Consider the following 20,257-nt stretch of genomic DNA (forward strand, 5'->3'; position numbering starts at 1 on the left):
TGTGTCTAGACTGGACCGGTGACCGCGCCCGAGCCCCTCCTGCCCCTCCCCGAGGAGCGGCTCACGCGCTACGAGCGACTCCGCGACCGCGTGCTGCAGGCTCCGGACTGGGGCCGGGCGATCGGCTGGCTGGCCCCGCTGCTGGTCACGGCCCTCGCGGCGGTGCTGCGCCTGGCGAACGTCGGCCATCCGCACCAGCTCGCCTTCGACGAGACCTACTACGTCAAGGACGCCTGGTCGCTGTGGAGCCTCGGCTACGAGGGTGTGTGGGGCGAGAACGCGAACGACGCCTTCATCACCCTGCAGGAGCTCCCGCTGACGAACAAGGGCGCCTTCATCGTGCACCCGCCGCTCGGGAAGTGGCTCATCGCGCTGGGCATGGCCATCGGCGGCCCGGACAACAGCGCCGGCTGGCGTCTGGCGACCGCCGTCCTCGGTGCGGGATCGGTGCTGCTGGTCTTCCTCATCGCCCGGCGCCTGACCGGCTCCGTCGTGGCGGCGACGGTGGCGGGGACGCTCCTCGCGATCGACGGCCTCAGCATCGTGATGAGCCGCATCGCGCTCCTCGACGGCATCCTCACCTTCTTCGTGCTGCTGGGCGTGCTGTTCGTGCTCATCGACCGCCAGCGCACGATCCCCCTGCTCGAACGCCGGGACCCCGACGACGAGCACCCGCTGTGGGGACCGATCCTCTGGCGTCGTCCGTGGCTCGTCGCCGCAGGGCTCGCACTCGGCGCCGCCGCGGCGGTGAAGTGGTCGGGGCTGTACGTGCTCGCGGGCTTCGGACTCTACGTCGTCATCACCGACGCCCTCGCCCGGCGCCGCGGCGGGGTCGTCGTGTGGCCGGCGTCCGCGGTCTTCCGCCAGGGGCCGGTGTCGTTCGTCCTCCTCGTCGTCCCCGCGTTCGCGGTCTACCTCGCGAGCTGGACCGGATGGCTGGTGACGGCGAACGGCTACGACCGCGGCAGCGATCCGAACCCTCTCATCGCCCTATGGAACTATCACGAGGCCATGCTCGGGTTCCACGTGGGCCTCACCCGCGGGCACCCGTACGCGAGCCCGGCGTGGGAGTGGCCCTTCCTGCTCCGCCCCACCGCGGTGTGGGTCGACAGCGACCCCACCGGCTGCGGCGTCGACCACTGCATCGGCGTGATCTCGGCGATCCCCAACCCGCTCATCTGGTACGGCGGCGTCGCGGCCAGCGTGTACCTGCTCTACCGCCTCATCCGCGGGTGGATCACGCGGCAGCCGGTCGGCCCGGCGCTCAGCCTGCCGCTCGTGGGGCTCGCGGTGACCTATCTGCCCTGGCTCATGTTCCCCGACCGGACGATCTTCCAGTTCTACACGGTCGTGATGATGCCGTTCCTCGTGCTCGCGCTCACCGCCACACTGCGGATCATCGCCGGGCGCCGGGAGGACCCGCTCCCGCGCCGCCAGTCGGGACAGCGGACCGTCCTGATCTTCCTCGGCGTCGTCGTCCTCGTCTCGGCGTTCTTCCTGCCGCTGTGGACGGGGATGAGCGTGCCCTACGACTTCTGGCGCCTGCACAACTGGCTGCCGGGCTGGGTCTGACCGGCGTCTGACCGACCGGACCCCGAGCCCGGGTCAGGAGACCTCGTCGGCCACGTGCTCCACGAGCGGGAGCACGCGACCCGAGAGATGCGTGCGCATCGCGATGGAGGACGCGGTCCGCGCGACCCCCGGCACAAGGGCGACCCGGTCCAGCACCTCCTGGAGGCGGGTCGCATCGCGGGCGACGAGCCGAAGCTGCATGTCGCTCGCGCCGGTCACCGTGTGCATGTCGACGATCTCCGGCACCGCGTCCGCGAGGGCGGTCGCGACGTCGTCGTGCCCCACCTTCTGATCGATCTCGACGAGACAGAACGCCACGACGCCGTACCCGAAGCCGGCGGGGTCGATGCGCGGCACGATCGCCTCGATCACGCCACCCTCGTGCAGGCGCGCGAGGCGGCTCGTGGCCGTCCCCCGCGCGATGCCCAGCCGGCGCGCGCACTCCAGGAGGGGCAGCTGCGGCGACTCCGTCAGCAGCCGGATCAGCGCCGCGTCGAGGCGATCGATCCGCACGTCACTCCTTGACGATGCCGGGGCGGGAGACACCCCGCGTCAGGCGGGCGACGACGAGCAGCACCGCGGTGAGCCCGAGCGTGAGCAGCAGCTGGATGCGCGCAGCCGGGTCGATCATCGCGAGCGCGATCACGGCGGCGAGCAGCACGAGGCACAGCCACGACACCCAGGGGAAGCCCCAGAGCCGCATGGGCATCGCCTCGCCGGCACGGTCGGCCCGCCGGCGCAGCACGATCTGGGAGATCGCCGTCGCCGTCCAGATCACCAGCAGGGTCGACCCCACGACGTTCAGCAGCGCCGGGAGCACCACGTCCGGGAAGGCCCAGTTGAGTCCCACGGTCACGAAGCCGAAGGCCACCGAGGCGAGGACGGCGACGAACGGCACGCCCTTGAGGCTCGTCCGGGTGACGGACAGCGGCGCCAGCCCGCGTTCCCCCAGCGAGTACGCCATCCGGGAGGCGCCGTAGATGTTGGCGTTCATGGCCGAGAGCAGCGCGATCACCACGATGAGGTCCATCACGAGGCCGACGCCCGGCACGTTCAGGGTGTCCAGGACCGCCGAGAACGGACCAGCCTGCACGGCGGGGTCGTCCCACGGGAGCACCGCGACGATGACGAAGATCGAGCCGACGTAGAAGACGAGGATGCGCACCAGCACCTCGCGCACGATCCGGCGGATGTTGCGGGAGGGGTCGTCCGACTCGGCGGCCGCGATCGCGACGACCTCGGTGCCGCCGAACGCGAAGACGACGATGAGGAGCGCCGCGGCGATGCCGGTGATGCCGTGCGGGGCGAAGCCGCCCTCATCCACCAGGTTCGAGATGCCGGTCGCCGGCACGCCGGGGATGAGTCCGATGATCGCGCACACGCCGACGACGAGGAAGGCGACGATCGCGGCGACCTTGATCGCCGCGAACCAGAACTCGAAACGGCCGTAGTTGCGCACGCCGAAGAGGTTCACCGCGGTGAGCGCCACGACGAACACGAGCACCCACACCCACGCGGGGATCCCGGGTACCCAGTTCGCCACGATCCCGGCCGCGCCGGTCGCCTCGGCGGCGATCACGACGACGAGCTGGATCCAGTACAGCCAGCCCACCGCGCTGCCGGCGCTGCGCCCCATGGCCTTCTGGGCGTAGGAGCTGAAGGCGCCGGAGCTCGGCCGCGCCGCCACCATCTCGGCGAGCATCGCCATCACGAGCACGACGATGCCGCCCGCGACGAGGTAGGAGATGAGCACGGCGGGTCCCGCGATGCTGATCGCCTGCCCGGAGCCGACGAACAGCCCCGCGCCGATCGCGCCGCCGAGCCCCATCATGGAGATCTGGCGGCGGGTGAGGCCCGGGTGCAGGCCCTTCGTGGTCGTCGTGGTGACGGGGACCTCGGTGGTCACGCGCCCACCTCCATCAGGTCGGAATCGTGGTCGGACTCGTGCGCGGCGTCGCCGGAGACCGCAAGGGCGGCTTCCACCCTGTCGATGTCGGCGGCGGAGCCGGACGAGATGCGGATGCCCTCGCCGGGGAAGGCGCGGGCGACCACGCCGCCGGCATGCAGGAGGGCGTCGAGTTCGGCAGTGCGCTCCCCCGCGGGGACCCAGACGAAGTTGGCCTGCGAGCGGACGGCGGGCCAGCCGGCGGCGGTGAGCACGGTGTACAGCCGATCGCGCTGCGCCACGACCTCGTCGATGCGGACGGCGAGCTCGTCCTCCGCGGCGAGCGAGGCGAGGGCCGCGGCCTGGGCGAGGTCGGTGACCCCGAACGGCACGGCCACCTTGCGCTGCGCCTCGGCGATCGCGGTGGGGGCGATCGCGTAGCCGATGCGGAGCCCGGCCAGGCCGTACGCCTTGGAGAACGTGTGCAGCACCGCGACGTGCGGGTGACGGCGGAACAGCTCGATCCCGGCGCCGCGGCTGTCCGTGCGGTCGAAGTGCACGTAAGCCTCGTCGATGACGACGAGGACGTCGTGCGGCACCGCGGCGACGAAGCGCTCCAGAGCCTCGGCGTCGACGACCGTGCCGGTCGGGTTGTTGGGGTTGCACACGAACACGAGACGTGTGCGCGGGGTGATCGCGGCGCGCATCGCGTCGAGATCGTGTCCGTGATCGGCATCCAGCGGCACGGCGACGGGCGTCGCGCCCGCGATCCGGACGAGCGAGGGGTAGGCCTCGAAGGACCGCCATGCGAAGACGACCTCGTCCCCCTCGCCGGCGACCGCGTGGATGAGCTGGGCGGCGATCTCCACCGACCCCGCGCCGACGGTCACCTGCGCCGGGTCCACGGCGTACCGGGCGGCGAGCGCCTCCCGGACCGCGGAGGCGCTCATGTCCGGGTAGCGGTGGATGCCGGCCACCCGGTCCTGCACGGCGCGCACGACGGAGGGCAGCGGCGGATGCGGGGACTCGTTCGAGGAGAGCTTGGAGGCACCGGCCGGGGCGGAGCGCCCCTGTCGGTAGGCGGGCACGGCGTCGAGACCGGCGCGGGCGGAGAGAGTCATCGTCAGAGCATCCTTGCTGTGATCCGAGAGGGGTCGCGTCACCCTAGAACGGATCGCGGGCGCTGGGCAAACCGTGCACTCGAAGCTGCGCATCGCGCGCACTCGACGGGCAGACGGACGCCGCGCGGTAGGCAGAATGCACAGCGCTGCGCCGGGGAGGGGCGCTCACCGTGCGCGCGAGACCGCGGCCGGATCGCTCACCGGCAGGCGGCACACGAAGGCGCGGCAGTCGTAGGCGCGCTCGGCGGTCGCCTCCTTGCCCTCGAACAGCTCGAACCCCGCGGCGCCGAACGCCGCGGCCTGCGCCGGCGTGACGACGGCGACGACATCGGCATCGGCTCCGCGGGCCGCGGCGGCGAGCGCCCCACCCGGATCCTCCGTCACCACGACGAGCTGCCGCGGCGCGGTGGCGAGTCCGGCGGCGACCCGGAGCAGACTGCCGTGGGCGAAGGGCTGGGCGAGCGCCCGGGAGGCGAGGGCCTCCACCCGCTCCGCCGCTGCCGCGCGATAGCGGTCCCCCGCTCCCAGCCGCCAGGCGGTGAGCGCGGCCTGCGCGACCGCCGCCGTGTCGGAGGGGAGGTCGCCGTCGGTGTGGTCGGGCGAGGCGGCGATGCCCTGCGCGCGGAGCATCGGGTCGTCCCCCGCGGCGCCGTCCAGCGCTCCGTCGAGGAGGCTCAGGGCCGTAGCGGCCGGAGCGACGTCGCCCGTGGCCGCCGCGAGGGCGAACAGGCCCTCGGCGAGCAGCGCGAGGTCGGCGGCCGTGGCGACCGCGGCGGAAGCGCGGCCGTCCAGCGATGCCCGCACGAGCGCGCCGTCGGCCCCGCTGTTGGTGTCGAGCACGGCAGCGGCGGCCTCCGCAGCGGCGGCGATCCACGCGTCGTCGCCGAGCGCCGCCCCCGCCCGGGCGAGTGCCGCGATCGCGAGCCCGTTCCATCCCGTGATGACCTTGCCGTCCACGGCGGGCGGCTCCAGCGCCGCGCGCTCCGCGACGGGACGGAGGTAGTAGCCCCCCTCGCTGCGGGCCCCGTCGATCCACGATTCGGAATCCTGCGCAGCGCCGAAGCCGCCGCCCTCCTGCCGCAGCGTGCCGAGCAGGAAGCGGGCGATCCCGCGGGCGGTCTCCTCGTCGCCGGCGTCGAGGGCGACCTCGAGCAGCTGGGCGTTGTCGGTCAGCATGCGCTCGTAGTGCGGCACCGTCCAGTCACGCCGGGTCGCGTAGCGGAAGAACCCGCCGTCGGCGTCACGCAGATCTGAGGCCGCCATCGCCGCGAGGGCGCGCTCGGCCGCAGCCGCCGCCTCCGGTGCGGCCGCGCGGATGAGGGGCTCCTGGAGGAACCGCAGGGTCGTGGCCACCGGGAACTTCGGAGCTCCGCCGAAGCCGCCGAACTCCGCGTCCTCCCTGGCGACGAGACCGCGGGCGGCCTCCGCGAGGGCCGTGGCGTCCGGGAGGCTCGATGCCGTGGTCTCCGCCGCCTCGGCGAGCGCCGCGGTCACCGCGTCGGCGGACTCCTCGGCCTGCGCCCGTCGCGTCGTCCACGCCTCGCGCACCGCGGCCAGCACATCGCGGAACGCGGGCACCGGCGGTCGCGCCTCCGGCGGCCAGTACGTCCCCGCGTAGAAGGCGCGTCCGGCAGGCGTGGTGAACACCGTGAGCGGCCAGCCGAGGTTCTGCGTGAACGCCGACGCGGCGGCCATGTAGGCCCCGTCGACGTGCGGATGCTCCTCGCGGTCGACCTTCACCGCGACGAACCCCTCGTTGATGCGGGCGGCGGTCTCCGGGTCGGCGAACGACTCGCGCGCCATCACGTGGCACCAGTGGCAGGTGGAGTAGCCGATCGAGATCAGCATCGGCACGTCCCGGCGGCGCGCCTCGGCGAAGGCCTCCTCTCCCCAGGGATACCAGTCGACGGGGTTGTCGGCGTGGGCCCGCAGATAGGGGCTGAGGGTGTCGGCGAGACGGTTCATGCTCCCACGCTAAGCCGGGCTCACCGGCTCCGGACCAGGATCAGCCGACGAGCAGCTCCGCGGGACGGGACAGGGTGTAGCCGACGAGCGGGAGGGCCCGCTCGGCCGCGAGCGCGATCCGCGCACGCAGCACGTCCGTCGCCACCTCGTAGCCGTCGAAGTCGGTCGTGCTCGCGTACACGCCAAGCGGGAGGGTGAGCGCCTGGAAGAACGCGAACAGCGGGCGCAGCTGGTGCTCGATCATGAGCGCGTGTCGCTCGCCGCCACCGGTCGCCGCGAGGAGCACCGGCGTGCCGACGAGGGCGTACTGGTCCACGAAGTCGAACAGGTGCTTGAACAGCCCCGTGAACGAGGCGCGGTACACCGGGCTGCCCACGATGAGCAGGTCGGCTGTCTCGATCGCCTGCAGCTGTGCCTCCACCTCCGGCGGGAGCTGGTCACGGGTGAGAGCACCCGCGAGCGAGGGCCCGACCTGCGTGAGCTCGATCAGCTGCGCCTCGACCGGGGCGCGCTCGGCGACCGCGGCGGTGATCGCACGGAGGAGGGCGGTGGTCTTGCTCGGCTCGTGGAGGGAGCCCGAGACGGCGACGACGCGGAGCGGAGCTGTCATGGGCTCGACGGTACCCACGCGGACGCCCCGTGTCGCGCGAAGCGACACGGGGCGTCATGGAACGGAGACGAGCCGCGGGCCGCGGGCTCGGGAGCAAGGCTCCGGTCAGTGCTGGCCCGGTGACGGCGTCAGTGCCGAGCCCGCGGCCGGTATGAGGGCGGGATCAGTTGACCTCGTCCGGGTGCGAGCCCACGCGGCCGGAGCCGTCGAGCGGGTCGAGCGCGTCGATCGCGGCGATCTCGGCGTCGGTCAGCTCGAAGCCGAACACGTCGAGGTTCTCGCGCAGACGCTCCGGACGCACCGACTTCGGGAAGACGATGATGCCCTTCTGCAGGTGCCAGCGCAGGACGGCCTGTGCGGGGGTCACGCCGTGGGCGGCGGCCGCCTCCGCGATCGCCGGGGTGCCGAAGAGGTCGTACTTGCCCTGGCCGAGCGGACCCCAGGCCTCGATGCGGACGCCGTTGGCCTCGGCCCAGGCGACCTCCTCGCGGCGCTGGTACGCCGGGTGCAGCTCGATCTGGTTCACGGCCGGGACGACGCCGGTCTCCTTCACCGTGCGCTCCAGGTGCGGCACGAGGAAGTTCGAGACGCCGATGCTGCGGGTCAGGCCCGCGTCGCGCAGCTCGACGAGCTTCGCGAACGCGTGGACGTAGTCGTCCTTCGCCGGGGTGGGCCAGTGCACGAGGTAGAGGTCGACCTGCTCCAGGCCGAGCTTCTCGAGGCTCTCGCCGATGGCGGCGCGAGGCTCGTCGTCGTGGTGGCGGTCGTTCCACAGCTTCGTGGTGACGAAGAGCTCCTCGCGTGGGATGCCGGAGGACGCGATGGCCGCGCCGACGCCCTCCTCGTTGCCGTAGATCGCGGCGGTGTCGATGTGGCGGTACCCGATCTCGAGGGCCTCGCTCACCGCCTGCTCGGTCTCTGCCGGCGGCACCTTGAAGACGCCGTAGCCCAGCTGGGGGATGGAGTTGCCGTCGTTCAGTTCGAGTGCAGGAATGGTCATCCCCCCAGCCTAGGACCTGTGATGACAGGTGCGCCCGTGCGGATGACGAAAAGCGTCAGCGGCGAGGGACGGCGGCCATCGCGGCGGCGCCCTTTCCGACGAGGCGTTCCAGGGGACCACGTCCGACGAACATCGCCCACAGCGTCGTGACCAGCAAGAGCCCTACGGCGGTGAGCGCCCAGAAGGCGTTGTCCGCGATGAAGCCTCCGGGGCCGGCGACGAGGACGACGGAGACGACGTGCACACTGTATGCCGTGAGCGGCATGGACCCCAGCGCGCCGAGGGGCAGCAGCGGCCAGCGCAGCGGACGGCTCAGGAGCAGGCACAGGGCGATCACCGCGAGGGCGAACCCGCCGGAGCCCAGGATCTCGGCGGTGCCGCCGCTGTGCGGGTCGACGGCGAAGACCGCGCGGACCATGGAGCCGAGCGGATCCGTCGCGGCGAGCGCCTCAGGGTAGCTCTCCCAGCCGGACGGCGGCATCACATCGTCGGGGATGAAAGACGACGACAGGCTCTCGCCGGGAAGGATCTCGATGCTCTCGCTCCCGGAGGACGCGCTCGTCGAGGAGACGATCGACTCCGTCCCGCCCAGCCCCGCGCCCGCTCCGAGGGCACCCAGACCGTAGCCGATCGCGGCGAGGACCACGCCGACGACGAGGGCGACGACGGCCGTGCGCAGCTCCTGCACCCGGAGCCGGCCCAGAGCCATGCCGCCCAGCACGAGAGCCAGCCACACGGTGATCGGATAGGTGCCGTAGAGCACGAACCCGATGCCCGCACCGAACGGCTGCAGCGCCACCGCGCTGAGCAGAGCGAGCAGCGCCGGACCGGCGAGGGCGAGGACGGCGGCGCCGAGGAGCAGCTGCCGGGGCCGCCACCGCAGCACGGGGAGGACCGCGACGTAGAGCAGGCCGTAGAGGGTGAGGATCACGGCGATCGGCGTGTTGAGGAGCTCCAGGGCGAGGCCGATCACGAAGATCACCGCGCCGCGGCCCACGAGGTTGAGGCGGATGCCCGGGAGGCGCTCCCGTCCCGGCAGCACGTCGCGCCCGGTCATGAGGGCGATGGAGACGCCGGCGAGCAGCGCGAAGAGGATCGACGAGCGGCCGTGCACGAGGTCGGTCCACGTGGTCGGGTCGCCCCACTCGAACGCCTCCGTCACGCCGACGTGGGCACCGGCCATGCCGAGGATCGCCAGACCCCGCGCGACGTCGAGACCGAGGATGCGCGGCGGCCGCCCGAAATCACGGAACCAGCGCACGGGGCGGAGAGCAGTCATCACCCGATGATCGTATGCGGCGATCGCGGCGACCCCGGTGTGCATCCCGGCATACGATGGAGGGCTATGTCCTCCCCCGTGATCTCCTACCCTCCGGAGCTGCCCGTCAGCGCGGCCAGGGACGAGATCTCCGACGCCATCCGCGACCACCAGGTCGTCATCGTCGCCGGCGCGACCGGATCGGGGAAGACCACCCAGCTCCCCAAGATCGCGCTGGAGCTGGGCCGCGAGCGCATCGCCCACACCCAGCCCCGACGGCTGGCCGCCCGCACGATCGCGGAGCGCGTGGCCGAGGAGCTGCGGGTCGAGCTCGGCACGCTCGTCGGATACAAGGTGCGCTTCACCGACAAGGTCTCCGACGAGACCCGGATCGCGCTGATGACCGACGGGATCCTCCTCAACGAGATCCACCGCGACCGGCTGCTGACGCGCTACGACACGATCATCATCGACGAGGCGCACGAGCGCTCCCTCAACGTCGACTTCCTGCTGGGCTACCTCGCCCGCATCCTCCCGGAGCGCCCGGACCTGAAGGTGATCATCACCTCCGCCACGATCGACCCGGAGAGCTTCGCGCGGCACTTCGCCGCCGCTGACGGCACCCCCGCGCCGGTCATCGAGGTGTCGGGGCGCACGTATCCCGTCGAGATCCGCTATCGCCCGCTCGTCGACGAGGACGCGGAGCAGGACGCCGCCGGCGAGCCGGAGGACGAGGTGAGCGCGATCGTCGCGGCGCTCCGCGAGCTCGACCGGGAGGCGCCCGGCGATGTGCTCGTGTTCCTGCCGGGCGAGGCGGAGATCCGGGACGCGGCCGACGCCGTGCGGGCCGCCTACGCCAAGGATCGTTCGCCCACCGAGGTCCTCCCCCTGTTCGGCCGGCTCTCCGCCGCGGAGCAGCACCGGGTGTTCGAGCGCAGCACCGTGGCCGGCGTCCGTCGCCGGGTCGTGCTCGCGACGAACGTGGCCGAGACGAGCCTCACGGTGCCCGGCATCAAGTACGTCATCGACACCGGCACCGCGCGCATCTCCCGGTACAGCAACCGCTCGAAGGTGCAGCGGCTGCCCATCGAAGCCATCTCCCAGGCCTCGGCGAATCAGCGCTCCGGGCGCGCCGGCCGTACGAGTGACGGCATCGCCATCCGCCTGTACTCCGAGGAGGACTACGCGCGGCGTCCCGAGTTCACCGAACCCGAGATCCTGCGCACCTCCCTCGCCTCCGTCATCCTGCAGATGCTCGCGCTGGGCTTCGGCGACATCACCGCGTTCCCGTTCCTCACCCCGCCCGACTCCCGGGGTGTGAAGGCGGCGTTCGACCTGCTCACCGAGCTCGGCGCCCTCCGGCCGGCGCAGGGGCCGGACGACGGTCCCCGGCTCACCCGCATCGGGCGCGACATCGCCCGGATGCCGATGGACCCGCGGTTCGCGCGCATGCTCATCGAGGCGGGCCCTTCGACAGGCTCAGGGACCCAGCGGGGGTCAGGCCCTTCGACAGGCTCAGGGACCCCGTCGGTACTGCGGGACGTGCTCGCGATCGTGGCGGGGCTGTCCATCCAGGACGTGCGCGAGCGACCGGAGGAGCGGCGCGAGGAGGCCGACCGGCTGCACGCGCGCTTCGTGGACCCGACGAGCGACTTCCTCACCCTCCTGAACCTCTGGAACCACCTGCGCGAACAGCAGCGCGAGCTCGGCTCCAGCGCGTTCCGCCGGCTGTGCCGCAGCGAGCATCTCAACTACGTGCGGGTCCGCGAGTGGTTCGACGTGCACCGCCAGCTCCGGACACTCGTCAAGAGCCCCGACCGCGGGACGGAGCCGAGCGGCGCGGCCGATCCGGATGCCATCCACCGCGCGCTGCTCTCCGGCCTGCTGTCGCAGATCGGCGTCCTCGACGAGCGCACCGCCCCCGCGGGGAAGGCCCACTCTCCCGCGAAGGACGCCCGCCGCCGGATCACGGAGTACCGGGGCGCGCGGGGCATCCGGTTCTCGATCTTCCCGGGGTCGGGGCTGCGCAAGAAGAGCCCCCGGGCGGTCATGGCCGCCGAGATCGTGGAGACCTCCCGCACCTTCGCCCGCACCGTCGCCGCGATCGACCCCGCCTGGGCCGAGCCCCTCGCCGGCGACCTCGCGAAGCGCCAGGTCACCGAGCCGCACTGGTCCAAGGACGCCGGAGCCGCCGTGGCGTTCGAGAAGGTCACGCTGTTCGGGGTCGAGATCATCCCACGCCGACGAGTGCAGTTCGCCCGCATCGACCGGGCCGCCTCGCGCGAGCTCTTCGTCCGCCATGCGCTCGTCGAGGGCGAGTGGGACCCGTCCCGCATCGACAAGCGGGTCAGTGCGTTCTGGCGCAGCAACGCCGAGCTCCGCCGTCGTCTGGAGAAGCTCGAGGAGCGCGAGCGGCGTCGCGACATCCTGGCCGGCGACGAGGCCGTCTTCCGCTTCTACGACGAGCGCATCCCCGCCGACGTGTTCGACGTGCGGTCGTTCGAGAAGTGGTGGCGCGAGGCGCTGACGACGACGCCGAAGCTGCTCGTGATGCGCGAGAGCGACCTCATCGACGACGAGGACCGCGCCGACCAGCGCGAGTTCCCGACCCGGTGGACGCAGGGCGACCAGGTGCTCGGCCTCGCGTACCGGTTCGAGCCGGGCACACCGGACGACGGCGTGAGCGTCGTGCTGCCTCTGCCGCTTCTCGCCCAGATCGAGGACCGCGGCTTCGACTGGCAGGTGCCCGGGCTGCGCGCCGAGCTCGTCACCGGACTGCTGCGTGCGCTGCCCAAGGCCATCCGGCGCCACGTCGTCCCCGCCGCCGACTGGGCGGAGAAGTTCGGGGCGGCGCTGGCCGACGAGGGTCCGGAGGTGCACGGCGGTCTCCCCCCGCGCACCCTCAAGGAGGCGCTCGCGCGGCTCGTGCAGCCGCTCGCGAACCAGGTGGTCACAGCCGCCGACTTCGACGACGAACGGGTGCCGGCGCATCTGCGCATGAACTTCCGCGCCGTGGACGAGCGGGGACGCGTGGTCGGTTCGGGGCGCGATCTCCGGGCGCTGCAGGCTCAGCTCGCCGACCGCGCGCGCAGCAGCGTCGCCCGCTCCATCGCGCGCCCCGGGCGTGCGGAGGCACCGGGACCGCGCGGGGCGGAGCGCGTGGCCGCCGCTCCGGTCGAGCAGACCGGGCTGACGGCGTGGACGTTCGGCGACCTCCCGGCGGTCATCGACACCAAGGTCGCGGGCGGAGTCGTCCGGGGGTATCCGGCGATCGTCGATGCCGGCACGAGCGTGTCGGTGCGGGTCGAGGCGACTCCCGACGCCGCGGCCGCCGCCACGCGCGACGGCGTGCTCCGTCTCGTCCTGCTCGCGGTGCCGTCGCCGTCGTCGTACGTGCAGCAGCACCTCACCAGCCAGGAGAAGCTCGCACTCGCCGCCTCGCCGTATCCGTCGGCGGCCGCGCTCATCGAGGACTGCCGGGCCGCCGTCGCCCGTCGAGTGATCGACGCGTCGACCGGAGGCGCCGACGGCCGCGACCGCGGCGTCGTGCGCACCGAGGCCGAGTTCGCCCGCGTGCGCGACGCCGTCTCGGCCGTGCTCGTCGACGAGCTCTTCGCCTGCGTCTCCCTCGTCGCCCGCATCCTCACGAAGGCGCGGGAGGTGGAGCGGGGCATCAAGGCGCAGAACGCGCTGGCGCTGCTCGGCCCGCTGAACGACATCCGCACCCAGCTCTCCGGACTGCTGCATCCCGGCTTCGTCGCGGCGGCGGGGGTCGACCGGCTCGCCCACTTCCCCCGGTACCTCGACGGCATGATCGACCGGCTGAAGACCCTCGCGAACGAGCCGGGCAAGGACCGCGCGCGGATGACGGAGTTCGAGCGGATGGCGGTGCTGTTCGCGGACGCCGGCGGCACGATCCCCCTCGCGCCCGACGCTCCCCCCGCGATCGTCGAGGTGCGCTGGCTCCTGGAGGAGTACCGGGTCAGCGTCTTCGCCCAGCGTCTCGGCACCGCGCAGCCGGTGTCGCCGCAGCGGATCACCAAGGCCCTCGCGGGGAAGTGACCCCCGCCGGGTAGCCTGAGGGCATGGCCCGCGCGATCGTCTACACCGAGTTCGGATCCCCCGCTGTCCTCCACCTGATGGAGGTGCCTGACCCCGTGCCCGTCCGCGGCGAAGCGCTGGTGCGCATCGAGGCGGCCGGCGCCAACCCCATCGACGCCAAGCTCCGCGGCGGCAAGCGCCCCTCCGCGCCGATCACCGAGCCGCGTCCGGTCGGGTTCGACGGCGCGGGAGTCATCGAGGTGCTGGGCGAAGGCGTCGACGGGTTCGAGGTCGGCGACCGCGTCGCGATCCGCGACACGCTCGGGACCTACGCCTCCGCCCTCGCGGTCGAGGCCGACAAGCTCGTGAAGCTCCCGGACGCCGTCACCGCGGCCGAGGGGGCGGCGATCGGCATCCCCGCCGGCACCGCCTATCAGTCCCTCCGCTCGCTCGCCGTGACGGCCGACGACGTGCTCCTCGTGCACGCGGGCTCTGGTGCGGTCGGCCAGGCCGCCGTGCAGTTCGCGGTCGCCTGGGGCGCGACCGTGATCGCCACCGCGAGCCCCGCCCGGCACGACCAGCTCCGCGAGCTCGGCGCGATCCCCGTGACCTACGGCGACGGCCTGCTCGACCGCGTCCGCGCCGCGGCCCCCTCCCCCGTGACCGTCGTCCTGGACTGCGCAGGCACCGACGAGGCGATCGAGACCTCCCTCGCCCTGGTCGCCGACCGCGACCGCATCGCGACCATCGTCCGCGGTCCCGACGCGGCCGACTTCGGCATCCGGGCGTTCTCCGGCGGCTCGCCCGAGCCGCTCACGCCGCAGGAGCTGGAGTGGCGCGCCGAGGCGCTGCAGAAGACGGTCGACCTGCTGGCCGCGGGCGACTTCACCATCGAGCTCGGCCCGGAGCTGCCTCTCGCCGAGGCGGCGCGGGCCCATGAGCTCATGGAGACCGGCGCCGCCTCGGGGAAGATCATCCTCGTCCCCTGAGAGATCAGGCGGGAGCGACAGGGCGGCCGAGCGAGAGCATCAGCCGGTTCGCCCAGTTGAAGAAGGCCGCGCCGTGCACGACGTCCGCGATCTCCAGGTCGTCCAGTCCGGCCGCACGGAGGCGGGCGATGTGCGCGGCTCCGAACACGCGGGGCGTGTCGGTCAGCGCGACCGCGGCGGCGACGATCGCGTTCCAGCGCTCCCCGAGGTCCGCGTCCACGCCCTCGGCGAGGAGCGCGTCGACGTCCTCCGGCCGCTTGCCGTGATGCGCCGCGAACCGGGAGTGCACCGACGCGCAGAAGACGCAGCCGTTGCGGCGGGAGGCGGCGGTGGCCGCGAGCTCCCGCTCCGCGCGCGGGAGCCCCTCCGCGGTGTTGTAGAAGATGTCCTTGTCGACGAGGGTGCGTGCGCGGAGCACCTCGGGGTCGCGCGCGAGCAGCCGGAAGTACTCGTTCTTCGCGCGGGCGGCGTCAACGAGGCCATCGAGGTGTCGCGGGGTGAGATCCTCCTCCGCCAGCGGCGCGAGGTGCGGCGTCCAGCCGACCTCGGCGCGGGTGAAGGCGTCGGGATAGGGGGCGTCGTCGTGCCGGAGCACGGTGTCGGCGGCGGTCATGCGGCCTCCTCGTCGGTGTCGGTGTCGGCGGCGGTGTCGGTGGCTGTGGCGGTGGCGGTGAGCCCGGCGTCCTGGAGCACCCGCAGGCCGGTGACGACCCGCTGCTGGAAGGCGAGGAACGACACGAGCTGCGACAGCGTGACGATGCCGTCCGTCGACCAGCCGGCGTCGTGCAGGCGGCCGAGGTCGGCGCCGGATGCCTCGCGCGGGCGGAACACCAGCAGGTGCGTGTGCGCGAGAGCCGCCGCGAGGCGCTCCCCCAGGGCAGCCGACGCCGCCTCGTCCGGCACGTACCGCGCGCCGTCGGTGCTCTCGGCCTCCAGCCCGCGTTCGGTGTAGGCGCCGAACGGTCCGGTGGTCGCGGCGGCCTCGGCCTCCCGGGCGACGATCGCGGCGCGCTCCGGGTCGATCTCGCGGGCCTTTCCGGCGTAGAACTCCGCCGTGGGGTCGTCGGCACCGGCGAGAGCGGTCGCGAACGCCGCGATGAGCGCGCGCTCGGCGAGCGAGACGTGCTCCGCGGAGACCGGGTGGAACAGCGCGTCGAAGCTCGCCTGGAGCTGCTCCCTGGTCACGGGGCGGCGACGACGCAGCGCATCCAGCTCCGGCGTCACCCCCGTCAGCTGGTCGACGATGTCGGCGGTCATGCGTTCTCCTTCACGGTGGGGGTGTTCTCGGCAGTGCGGGTGCTCTCGGGATCCGGCGGGGTCAGCGCGTAGCCGAGGGCCGGGGCGACCTCGGTCGCGAACAGCTCGATCGAGCGCAGGACGTGGGCGTGCGGTGCGTCGACCGAGTGCACCTGGAATGCCACCTCGGTCGCGCGGTGCAGCGTGGTGTCGGCGGCGAGCGAGGCGGCGACCTCCTCGGGCGTGCCGAGATGCGTGTCGAGAGCGGCGATGAGGTCGTCGAGGTCGTTTCCGGGGATGGTCTGGCCCTGCCGACGGAAGCCCTCGGCCGCCCGCCGCAACCCGACCTCGGCGAACCGGAGCGCCTCGGCGCGGTCGTCCGCCACGAACACGGTGCGGGAAGCGGTGATGCGCGGGGTCGCCTCGGCGGGCAGCGCGTCGAGGTACGCGTCGATGATGGGGTCCTGCAGCGCGGACAGCGGCGCGTGCAGCCGGTCGTGGGGGCGGGGCTGCGTGCGGGACAGCAGCAGTCCGTGACCGTGGACGCCCGCCCGATGACCGCCGGGGGCCGAGAACGTCGCCTGCCAGATGCGCGCGGCCAGCGACCCCGCGTCCGGATACAGCGTGTTCCCCGCACCGATGTCCCGGCCGGCGAGAGCGTCGAGCAGGAGACTGAGCTTGCGGTCGTAGGTGGGCACCTTGTCGCGCACGTCCTCCCCGAAGGGCGCGAAGGATGACGGGGTACCGCCGCTGCCGAGCCCGAGGTCGATCCGCCCGTCGGCGAGCAGGTTGGCCACCACGGCGTCCTCGGCCACGCGGACCGGGTCTTCGAGGGGCAGGGTGATGATCCCGGTGCCGAGGCGGATCCGCGAGGTGCGTGCCGCCGCGTGCGCGAGGAAGACGAGCGGCGAGGGCAGCCCGCCTTCCGCCGCCCGGAAGTGGTGCTGCGCCACCCACGCCCTCCCCACGCCGTGCTCCTCGGCGTGCCGGATCTGCGCCAGGGCGAGGCGGTAGCGGTCGGCCGGGGACGCGTCGTCGAGGAGCCGCGTGAAGAACGCGACGGTGGGACGAGGGGTGGTGCTCATGCGAGGATCTCCGTTCGTCCGGGGACCGCGGCCAGCAGCTCCCGGGTGTTCTCGTGCTGCGGGTCGTGGAACAGCTCTTCGGTCGGCCCGTCCTCCACCACGCGACCGCGGTGCATGACGGAGACGGTGTGGCTGATGCGGCGCACCACGGCGAGGTCGTGCGAGATGAAGAGGTAGGTGAGTCCGAGCTCGGCCTGGAGTGCGGAGAGCAGTTCGAGGATGCGCGCCTGCACCGTCACGTCGAGCGCCGACACCGCCTCGTCGAGCACGAGGATCTCCGGGTCGACGGCGAGCGCCCGCGCGATCGCGACCCGCTGGCGCTGCCCGCCGGACAGCTCGCTCGGGGTGCGGCGTGCCGCATCCGCCGGCAGCGCCACGCGTTCGAGCAGCGCGACCGCCCGATCCCGACGCTCGGAGCGGGTCCCGATGCGGAAGTTGTGCAGCGGCTCGGCCACGATGTCGGCGATCTGCTGCCGTGGGTCGAGGGAGGCGAAGGGGTTCTGGTACACGAGCTGGATCCGCCGGCGCAGCGCACGCAGTCGCGCCCCCTCGACGGCCGTCGCGTCCTCCCCTGCGAGCTCCACGGTCCCGGCGTCCGGACGGAGGAAGCGCGTGACCAGGCGCGCGGTCGTGGACTTGCCCGATCCGGACTCGCCGACCAGCGCATGGGTCGTCCCGCGCCGCACCCGGAAGGAGACGTCGTCGACCGCCCGGAAGCGTTCGCGTCCCGAGACCCGGAACTCCTTCACGAGGCCCGCGGCCACGATCTCCCACGGCTTCTCGGCGGCAACCGCCGCGGCATCCCGGAGGAACGGCGGCGCGTCCGGGCGTCGGAAGCCGGTCGTGAAGGCCGGCGCGTCGGCGAGCAGCTGCCGCGTGTACGGGTCTTCCGGATCGGCGAGCACCTGCGCACTCGGCCCCTGCTCCACGATCCGGCCGTCCTTCAGCACCGCGATCCGCGCCGCCCGGTCCGCGGCGACGCCGAGGTCGTGCGTCACGAGCAGGATGCTCGTGCCGTCCTCGCGCTGCAGCTCGTCCAGCAGGTCCAGCACGCGGCGCTGCACCGTGGCGTCGAGGGCACTGGTGGGCTCGTCCGCGATGAGCAGCCGAGGGCGGAGGGCGATCGCGGCCGCGATGAGGACGCGCTGCCGCATGCCGCCGGAGAGCTCGTGCGGATACTGTCGGGCGCGCAGATCGGGGTCGTCCAGCCCGACGCGGTCGAGCAGCTCGAGCACGCGGGCGTTCCGGGAACGACGGTCGCGATGACCGTGCAGGCGCAGCACCTCGGCGACCTGCACGCCGACGGGGCGCACCGGGTCGAGCGACGTCGTCGGATCCTGCGGCACCAGCCCGATCTCCGACCCGCGGATGCCGCGGAACGCCCGATCCGACCATCCGGAGATGTCGAGGTCGCCGAGCCGGACGCGACCGCCCTCGACCCGTCCGCCCTCCGGCAGCAGGCCGAGGAGGGCGTGCGCCGTGGTGGACTTGCCGGATCCCGACTCGCCGACCAAGGCGAGCGTCTCCCCCTCGGCGATGGCGAACGAGAGGCCGCGCACGACCTCGCGGGCGGCGTACGAGACCCGCAGGTCCGTCGCGGTGAGGACGGGTGTTGGCGCGGTCATCGGGTGCTCCTTCCGAGCCGGTGGCTGACGCGGTTGGCGCTGAGCACGACGGCGACCACCACGAGGCCGGGCAGCGCCGTGAGCCACCAGGCGGTCGCGATGTAGTTGCGTCCCTCGGCGATCAGCAGCCCCCACTCGGGGGTGGGCGGCGGGGCCCCGTAGCCGAGGAAGCCGAGGGTGGAGATGGCGAGGATGGCCGTGCCGAACTGCAAGGCGGCGAGCGCGACGATCGGGGTGAGGGCGTTCGGGAGCACATGCCGGCGCAGCACGGCGACGAAGGTGCCGCCGCTGCCGAAGGCCGCCTCGACGTACTCGGTGCGCCGCACCCGCGCCACCTCGGCGCGCATGAGCCGGGCGAAGGCTGCGACGCTGCCGAGTCCCACGGCGATCGCCGCGTTGACGGTGCCGAAGCCGAGCAGGATGATGACGGAGAGCGACAGCAGCAGCCCCGGGATGGCCAGCAGCACGTCGACGATCCGCATCAGCACGTCGTCCACGACGCCGCCGGTCGCGCCGGCGACGGCTCCGAGGAGCGTGCCGAGCGCGAGGCCGACCGTCACCGCGATCAGCGCACCCGACAGCGAGTGCACCGCGCCGTGGACGACCCGGCCGAACAGATCGCGGCCGAGCGCGTCGGTCCCGAACCAGTGCGTGGCGCTCGGGGGCAGGAGCTTGTCGGCGGGCACGCCGGTCAGCGGGTCGCCCGGCGCGAAGACTCCGGGGATCACCGCCCACAGCACCGCCACGGCGACGACCGCGAACGCCAGGTACAGCCCCCAGGCGCGGAAGCGTCGTCGCGGACGGGAGGCCGAGGCGGGAGCCGGGGCGGACGGCGCGGGCGGGGCACCGGGCGTCTCGACGGTGGTCTCCGCGATCACGGGAGCGGTCATGCGGGCACCTCCTGGGCGGGACGGACGGGGCGGGACCGGGCGGCGCGCGCCGCCCGCCGCTGCCGCGGATCGATCAGGGGCGTGGCGAGGTCGACGGCGAAGCTGATCACCACGAACCCCAGGGCCGACAGCAGCACCACCCCCTGCAGCACCGGGATGTCCTGGTTCGCGACCGCCTGCTCCGTGAGGCGTCCGATGCCGGTGCGGCCGAAGACCGTCTCGGTGACCACCGCTCCTCCGACGAGCTCTCCGAACAGCACCCCCGCGATGGTGAGCGTCGGGACGGCGGCGTTGCGCGCGACCGAGCGCGTGAGCACCCACGCCGGCGGCGCGCCCTTCGCCCGCACCACCGTCACGAACGGCTGCGCCTGCACCCGGTCGATGGAGCGGACCAGCACCTGGGCGAGGGGCGCCGAGATCGGCACGGCGAGCGTGAGGACGGGGAGGAACAGGCCGCTGACGGGGTCGGCTCCCACGATCGGCACCCAGCCGAGCCCGAACGAGAACACCTGGATGAGGAGGATGCCGAGCCAGAACACCGGCACCGCGACGAACAGTCCCGGCACCTGCCGCAGGCCGTCCCGCAGCCACGCGAAGGGGGCGAGCGCGGAGAGCGCCGCGATCAGCACCGCGAGCACGACAGCGACCAGGAGTCCGAGCGCCGCGAGCAGCAGCGTGGCGGGCAGCGCCTCGGCCAGCATCGTCCGCACCGGGGTGCCGTACTGGGTCGAGTAGCCGAAGTCGCCCGCCAGGAAGCCGAGACCCGCGTGCAGGTACTGCTCCCCCCACGGCACGTCGGCGCCGTAGGTCGCGCGGATGTCGTCGAGCTGCTCCGGCGAGAGCCCCAGGCTCGGGTCGGAGAACTTGATGAGGATGGCGTCTCCCGGCAGCAGCTGCAACAGGAAGAACGTGGCCGTGAAGGCCGCGATCAGCACGATCGCGGCCTGCCCGGCCCGTCGGAGGACGAAGGTCATGGGGGC

Annotated in this window: 16 protein-coding genes; 3 read left to right on the forward strand and 13 right to left on the reverse strand. The window is 73.1% G+C overall.

Annotated features, from left to right (window positions below; all coding sequences use genetic code 11):
* Positions 1-18: 18 nt before the first annotated feature.
* Positions 19-1,572 (forward strand): dolichyl-phosphate-mannose--protein mannosyltransferase, encoded by a 1,554-nt coding sequence (locus IZR02_RS11780; protein WP_025105603.1) that lies wholly within the window; start codon positions 19-21, stop codon positions 1,570-1,572.
* Between the two features lie 33 nt (positions 1,573-1,605).
* Here IZR02_RS11780 and IZR02_RS11785 read toward each other — a convergent pair whose 3' ends face one another.
* The 7 genes from IZR02_RS11785 to IZR02_RS11815 form a co-directional block, all read right to left on the reverse strand.
* Positions 1,606-2,085, reverse strand: a complete 480-nt coding sequence (locus IZR02_RS11785) for an Lrp/AsnC family transcriptional regulator (RefSeq protein WP_025105602.1) — start codon at positions 2,083-2,085, stop codon at positions 1,606-1,608.
* Between the two features lies 1 nt (position 2,086).
* On the reverse strand, positions 2,087-3,478 hold the full coding sequence (locus IZR02_RS11790; protein WP_025105601.1) for an amino acid permease: 1,392 nt from the start codon (positions 3,476-3,478) through the stop codon (positions 2,087-2,089).
* Positions 3,475-4,578 (reverse strand): histidinol-phosphate transaminase, encoded by a 1,104-nt coding sequence (gene hisC / locus IZR02_RS11795; protein WP_025105600.1) that lies wholly within the window; start codon positions 4,576-4,578, stop codon positions 3,475-3,477. Before hisC ends, IZR02_RS11790 begins: the two co-directional genes overlap by 4 nt.
* A gap of 165 nt (positions 4,579-4,743) precedes the next feature.
* Positions 4,744-6,543 carry a thioredoxin domain-containing protein gene (locus IZR02_RS11800; RefSeq protein WP_025105599.1) on the reverse strand — a complete coding sequence of 600 codons (1,800 nt, stop codon included), beginning with the start codon at positions 6,541-6,543 and terminating at the stop codon, positions 4,744-4,746.
* 40 nt (positions 6,544-6,583) lie between these two features.
* The gene (msuE, locus tag IZR02_RS11805) at positions 6,584-7,153 is read right to left on the reverse strand and encodes an FMN reductase (protein ID WP_025105598.1); all 570 of its coding nucleotides are present in this window, start codon (positions 7,151-7,153) and stop codon (positions 6,584-6,586) included.
* Between the two features lie 163 nt (positions 7,154-7,316).
* Positions 7,317-8,153 carry an aldo/keto reductase gene (locus IZR02_RS11810; protein ID WP_025105597.1) on the reverse strand — a complete coding sequence of 279 codons (837 nt, stop codon included), beginning with the start codon at positions 8,151-8,153 and terminating at the stop codon, positions 7,317-7,319.
* Between the two features lie 55 nt (positions 8,154-8,208).
* Entirely contained in the window at positions 8,209-9,432 is a 1,224-nt protein-coding gene (locus tag IZR02_RS11815; RefSeq protein ID WP_231729478.1) for a heparan-alpha-glucosaminide N-acetyltransferase domain-containing protein, read from the reverse strand.
* A 66-nt stretch (positions 9,433-9,498) separates the two neighbouring features.
* Here IZR02_RS11815 and hrpA point away from each other — a divergent pair, with 66 nt between their 5' ends.
* Both hrpA and IZR02_RS11825 read left to right on the forward strand, forming a co-directional pair.
* Complete coding sequence (gene hrpA, locus IZR02_RS11820) at positions 9,499-13,473, forward strand: ATP-dependent RNA helicase HrpA (protein ID WP_217316479.1); 3,975 nt, start codon at positions 9,499-9,501, stop codon at positions 13,471-13,473.
* A 23-nt stretch (positions 13,474-13,496) separates the two neighbouring features.
* Positions 13,497-14,441 (forward strand): quinone oxidoreductase family protein, encoded by a 945-nt coding sequence (locus IZR02_RS11825; protein WP_025105595.1) that lies wholly within the window; start codon positions 13,497-13,499, stop codon positions 14,439-14,441.
* A gap of 4 nt (positions 14,442-14,445) precedes the next feature.
* Here IZR02_RS11825 and IZR02_RS11830 read toward each other — a convergent pair whose 3' ends face one another.
* Genes IZR02_RS11830 through IZR02_RS11855 form a run of 6 tightly spaced genes read right to left on the reverse strand, consistent with a single transcriptional unit; the run spans position 14,446 to position 20,251 of the window.
* Positions 14,446-15,054 (reverse strand): alkylhydroperoxidase domain protein, encoded by a 609-nt coding sequence (locus tag IZR02_RS11830; RefSeq protein ID WP_025105594.1) that lies wholly within the window; start codon positions 15,052-15,054, stop codon positions 14,446-14,448.
* Positions 15,051-15,698 (reverse strand): CMD domain protein, encoded by a 648-nt coding sequence (locus IZR02_RS11835; protein ID WP_062764760.1) that lies wholly within the window; start codon positions 15,696-15,698, stop codon positions 15,051-15,053. The genes IZR02_RS11830 and IZR02_RS11835 overlap by 4 nt, the downstream gene beginning before the upstream one ends.
* A complete protein-coding gene (locus tag IZR02_RS11840) occupies positions 15,695-16,762 on the reverse strand; it encodes a putative FMN-dependent luciferase-like monooxygenase (RefSeq protein WP_025105592.1) in 1,068 nt (355 codons plus the stop codon). Before IZR02_RS11840 ends, IZR02_RS11835 begins: the two co-directional genes overlap by 4 nt.
* Entirely contained in the window at positions 16,759-18,387 is a 1,629-nt protein-coding gene (locus IZR02_RS11845) for a dipeptide ABC transporter ATP-binding protein (RefSeq protein WP_025105591.1), read from the reverse strand. Before IZR02_RS11845 ends, IZR02_RS11840 begins: the two co-directional genes overlap by 4 nt.
* Entirely contained in the window at positions 18,384-19,277 is an 894-nt protein-coding gene (locus tag IZR02_RS11850) for an ABC transporter permease (protein WP_025105590.1), read from the reverse strand. Before IZR02_RS11850 ends, IZR02_RS11845 begins: the two co-directional genes overlap by 4 nt.
* A complete protein-coding gene (locus IZR02_RS11855; protein ID WP_025105589.1) occupies positions 19,274-20,251 on the reverse strand; it encodes an ABC transporter permease in 978 nt (325 codons plus the stop codon). The genes IZR02_RS11850 and IZR02_RS11855 overlap by 4 nt, the downstream gene beginning before the upstream one ends.
* Between the last annotated feature and the right edge of the window lie 6 nt (positions 20,252-20,257).

The sequence above is a fragment of the Microbacterium paraoxydans genome, assembly GCF_019056515.1.
Taxonomy (GTDB): domain Bacteria; phylum Actinomycetota; class Actinomycetes; order Actinomycetales; family Microbacteriaceae; genus Microbacterium.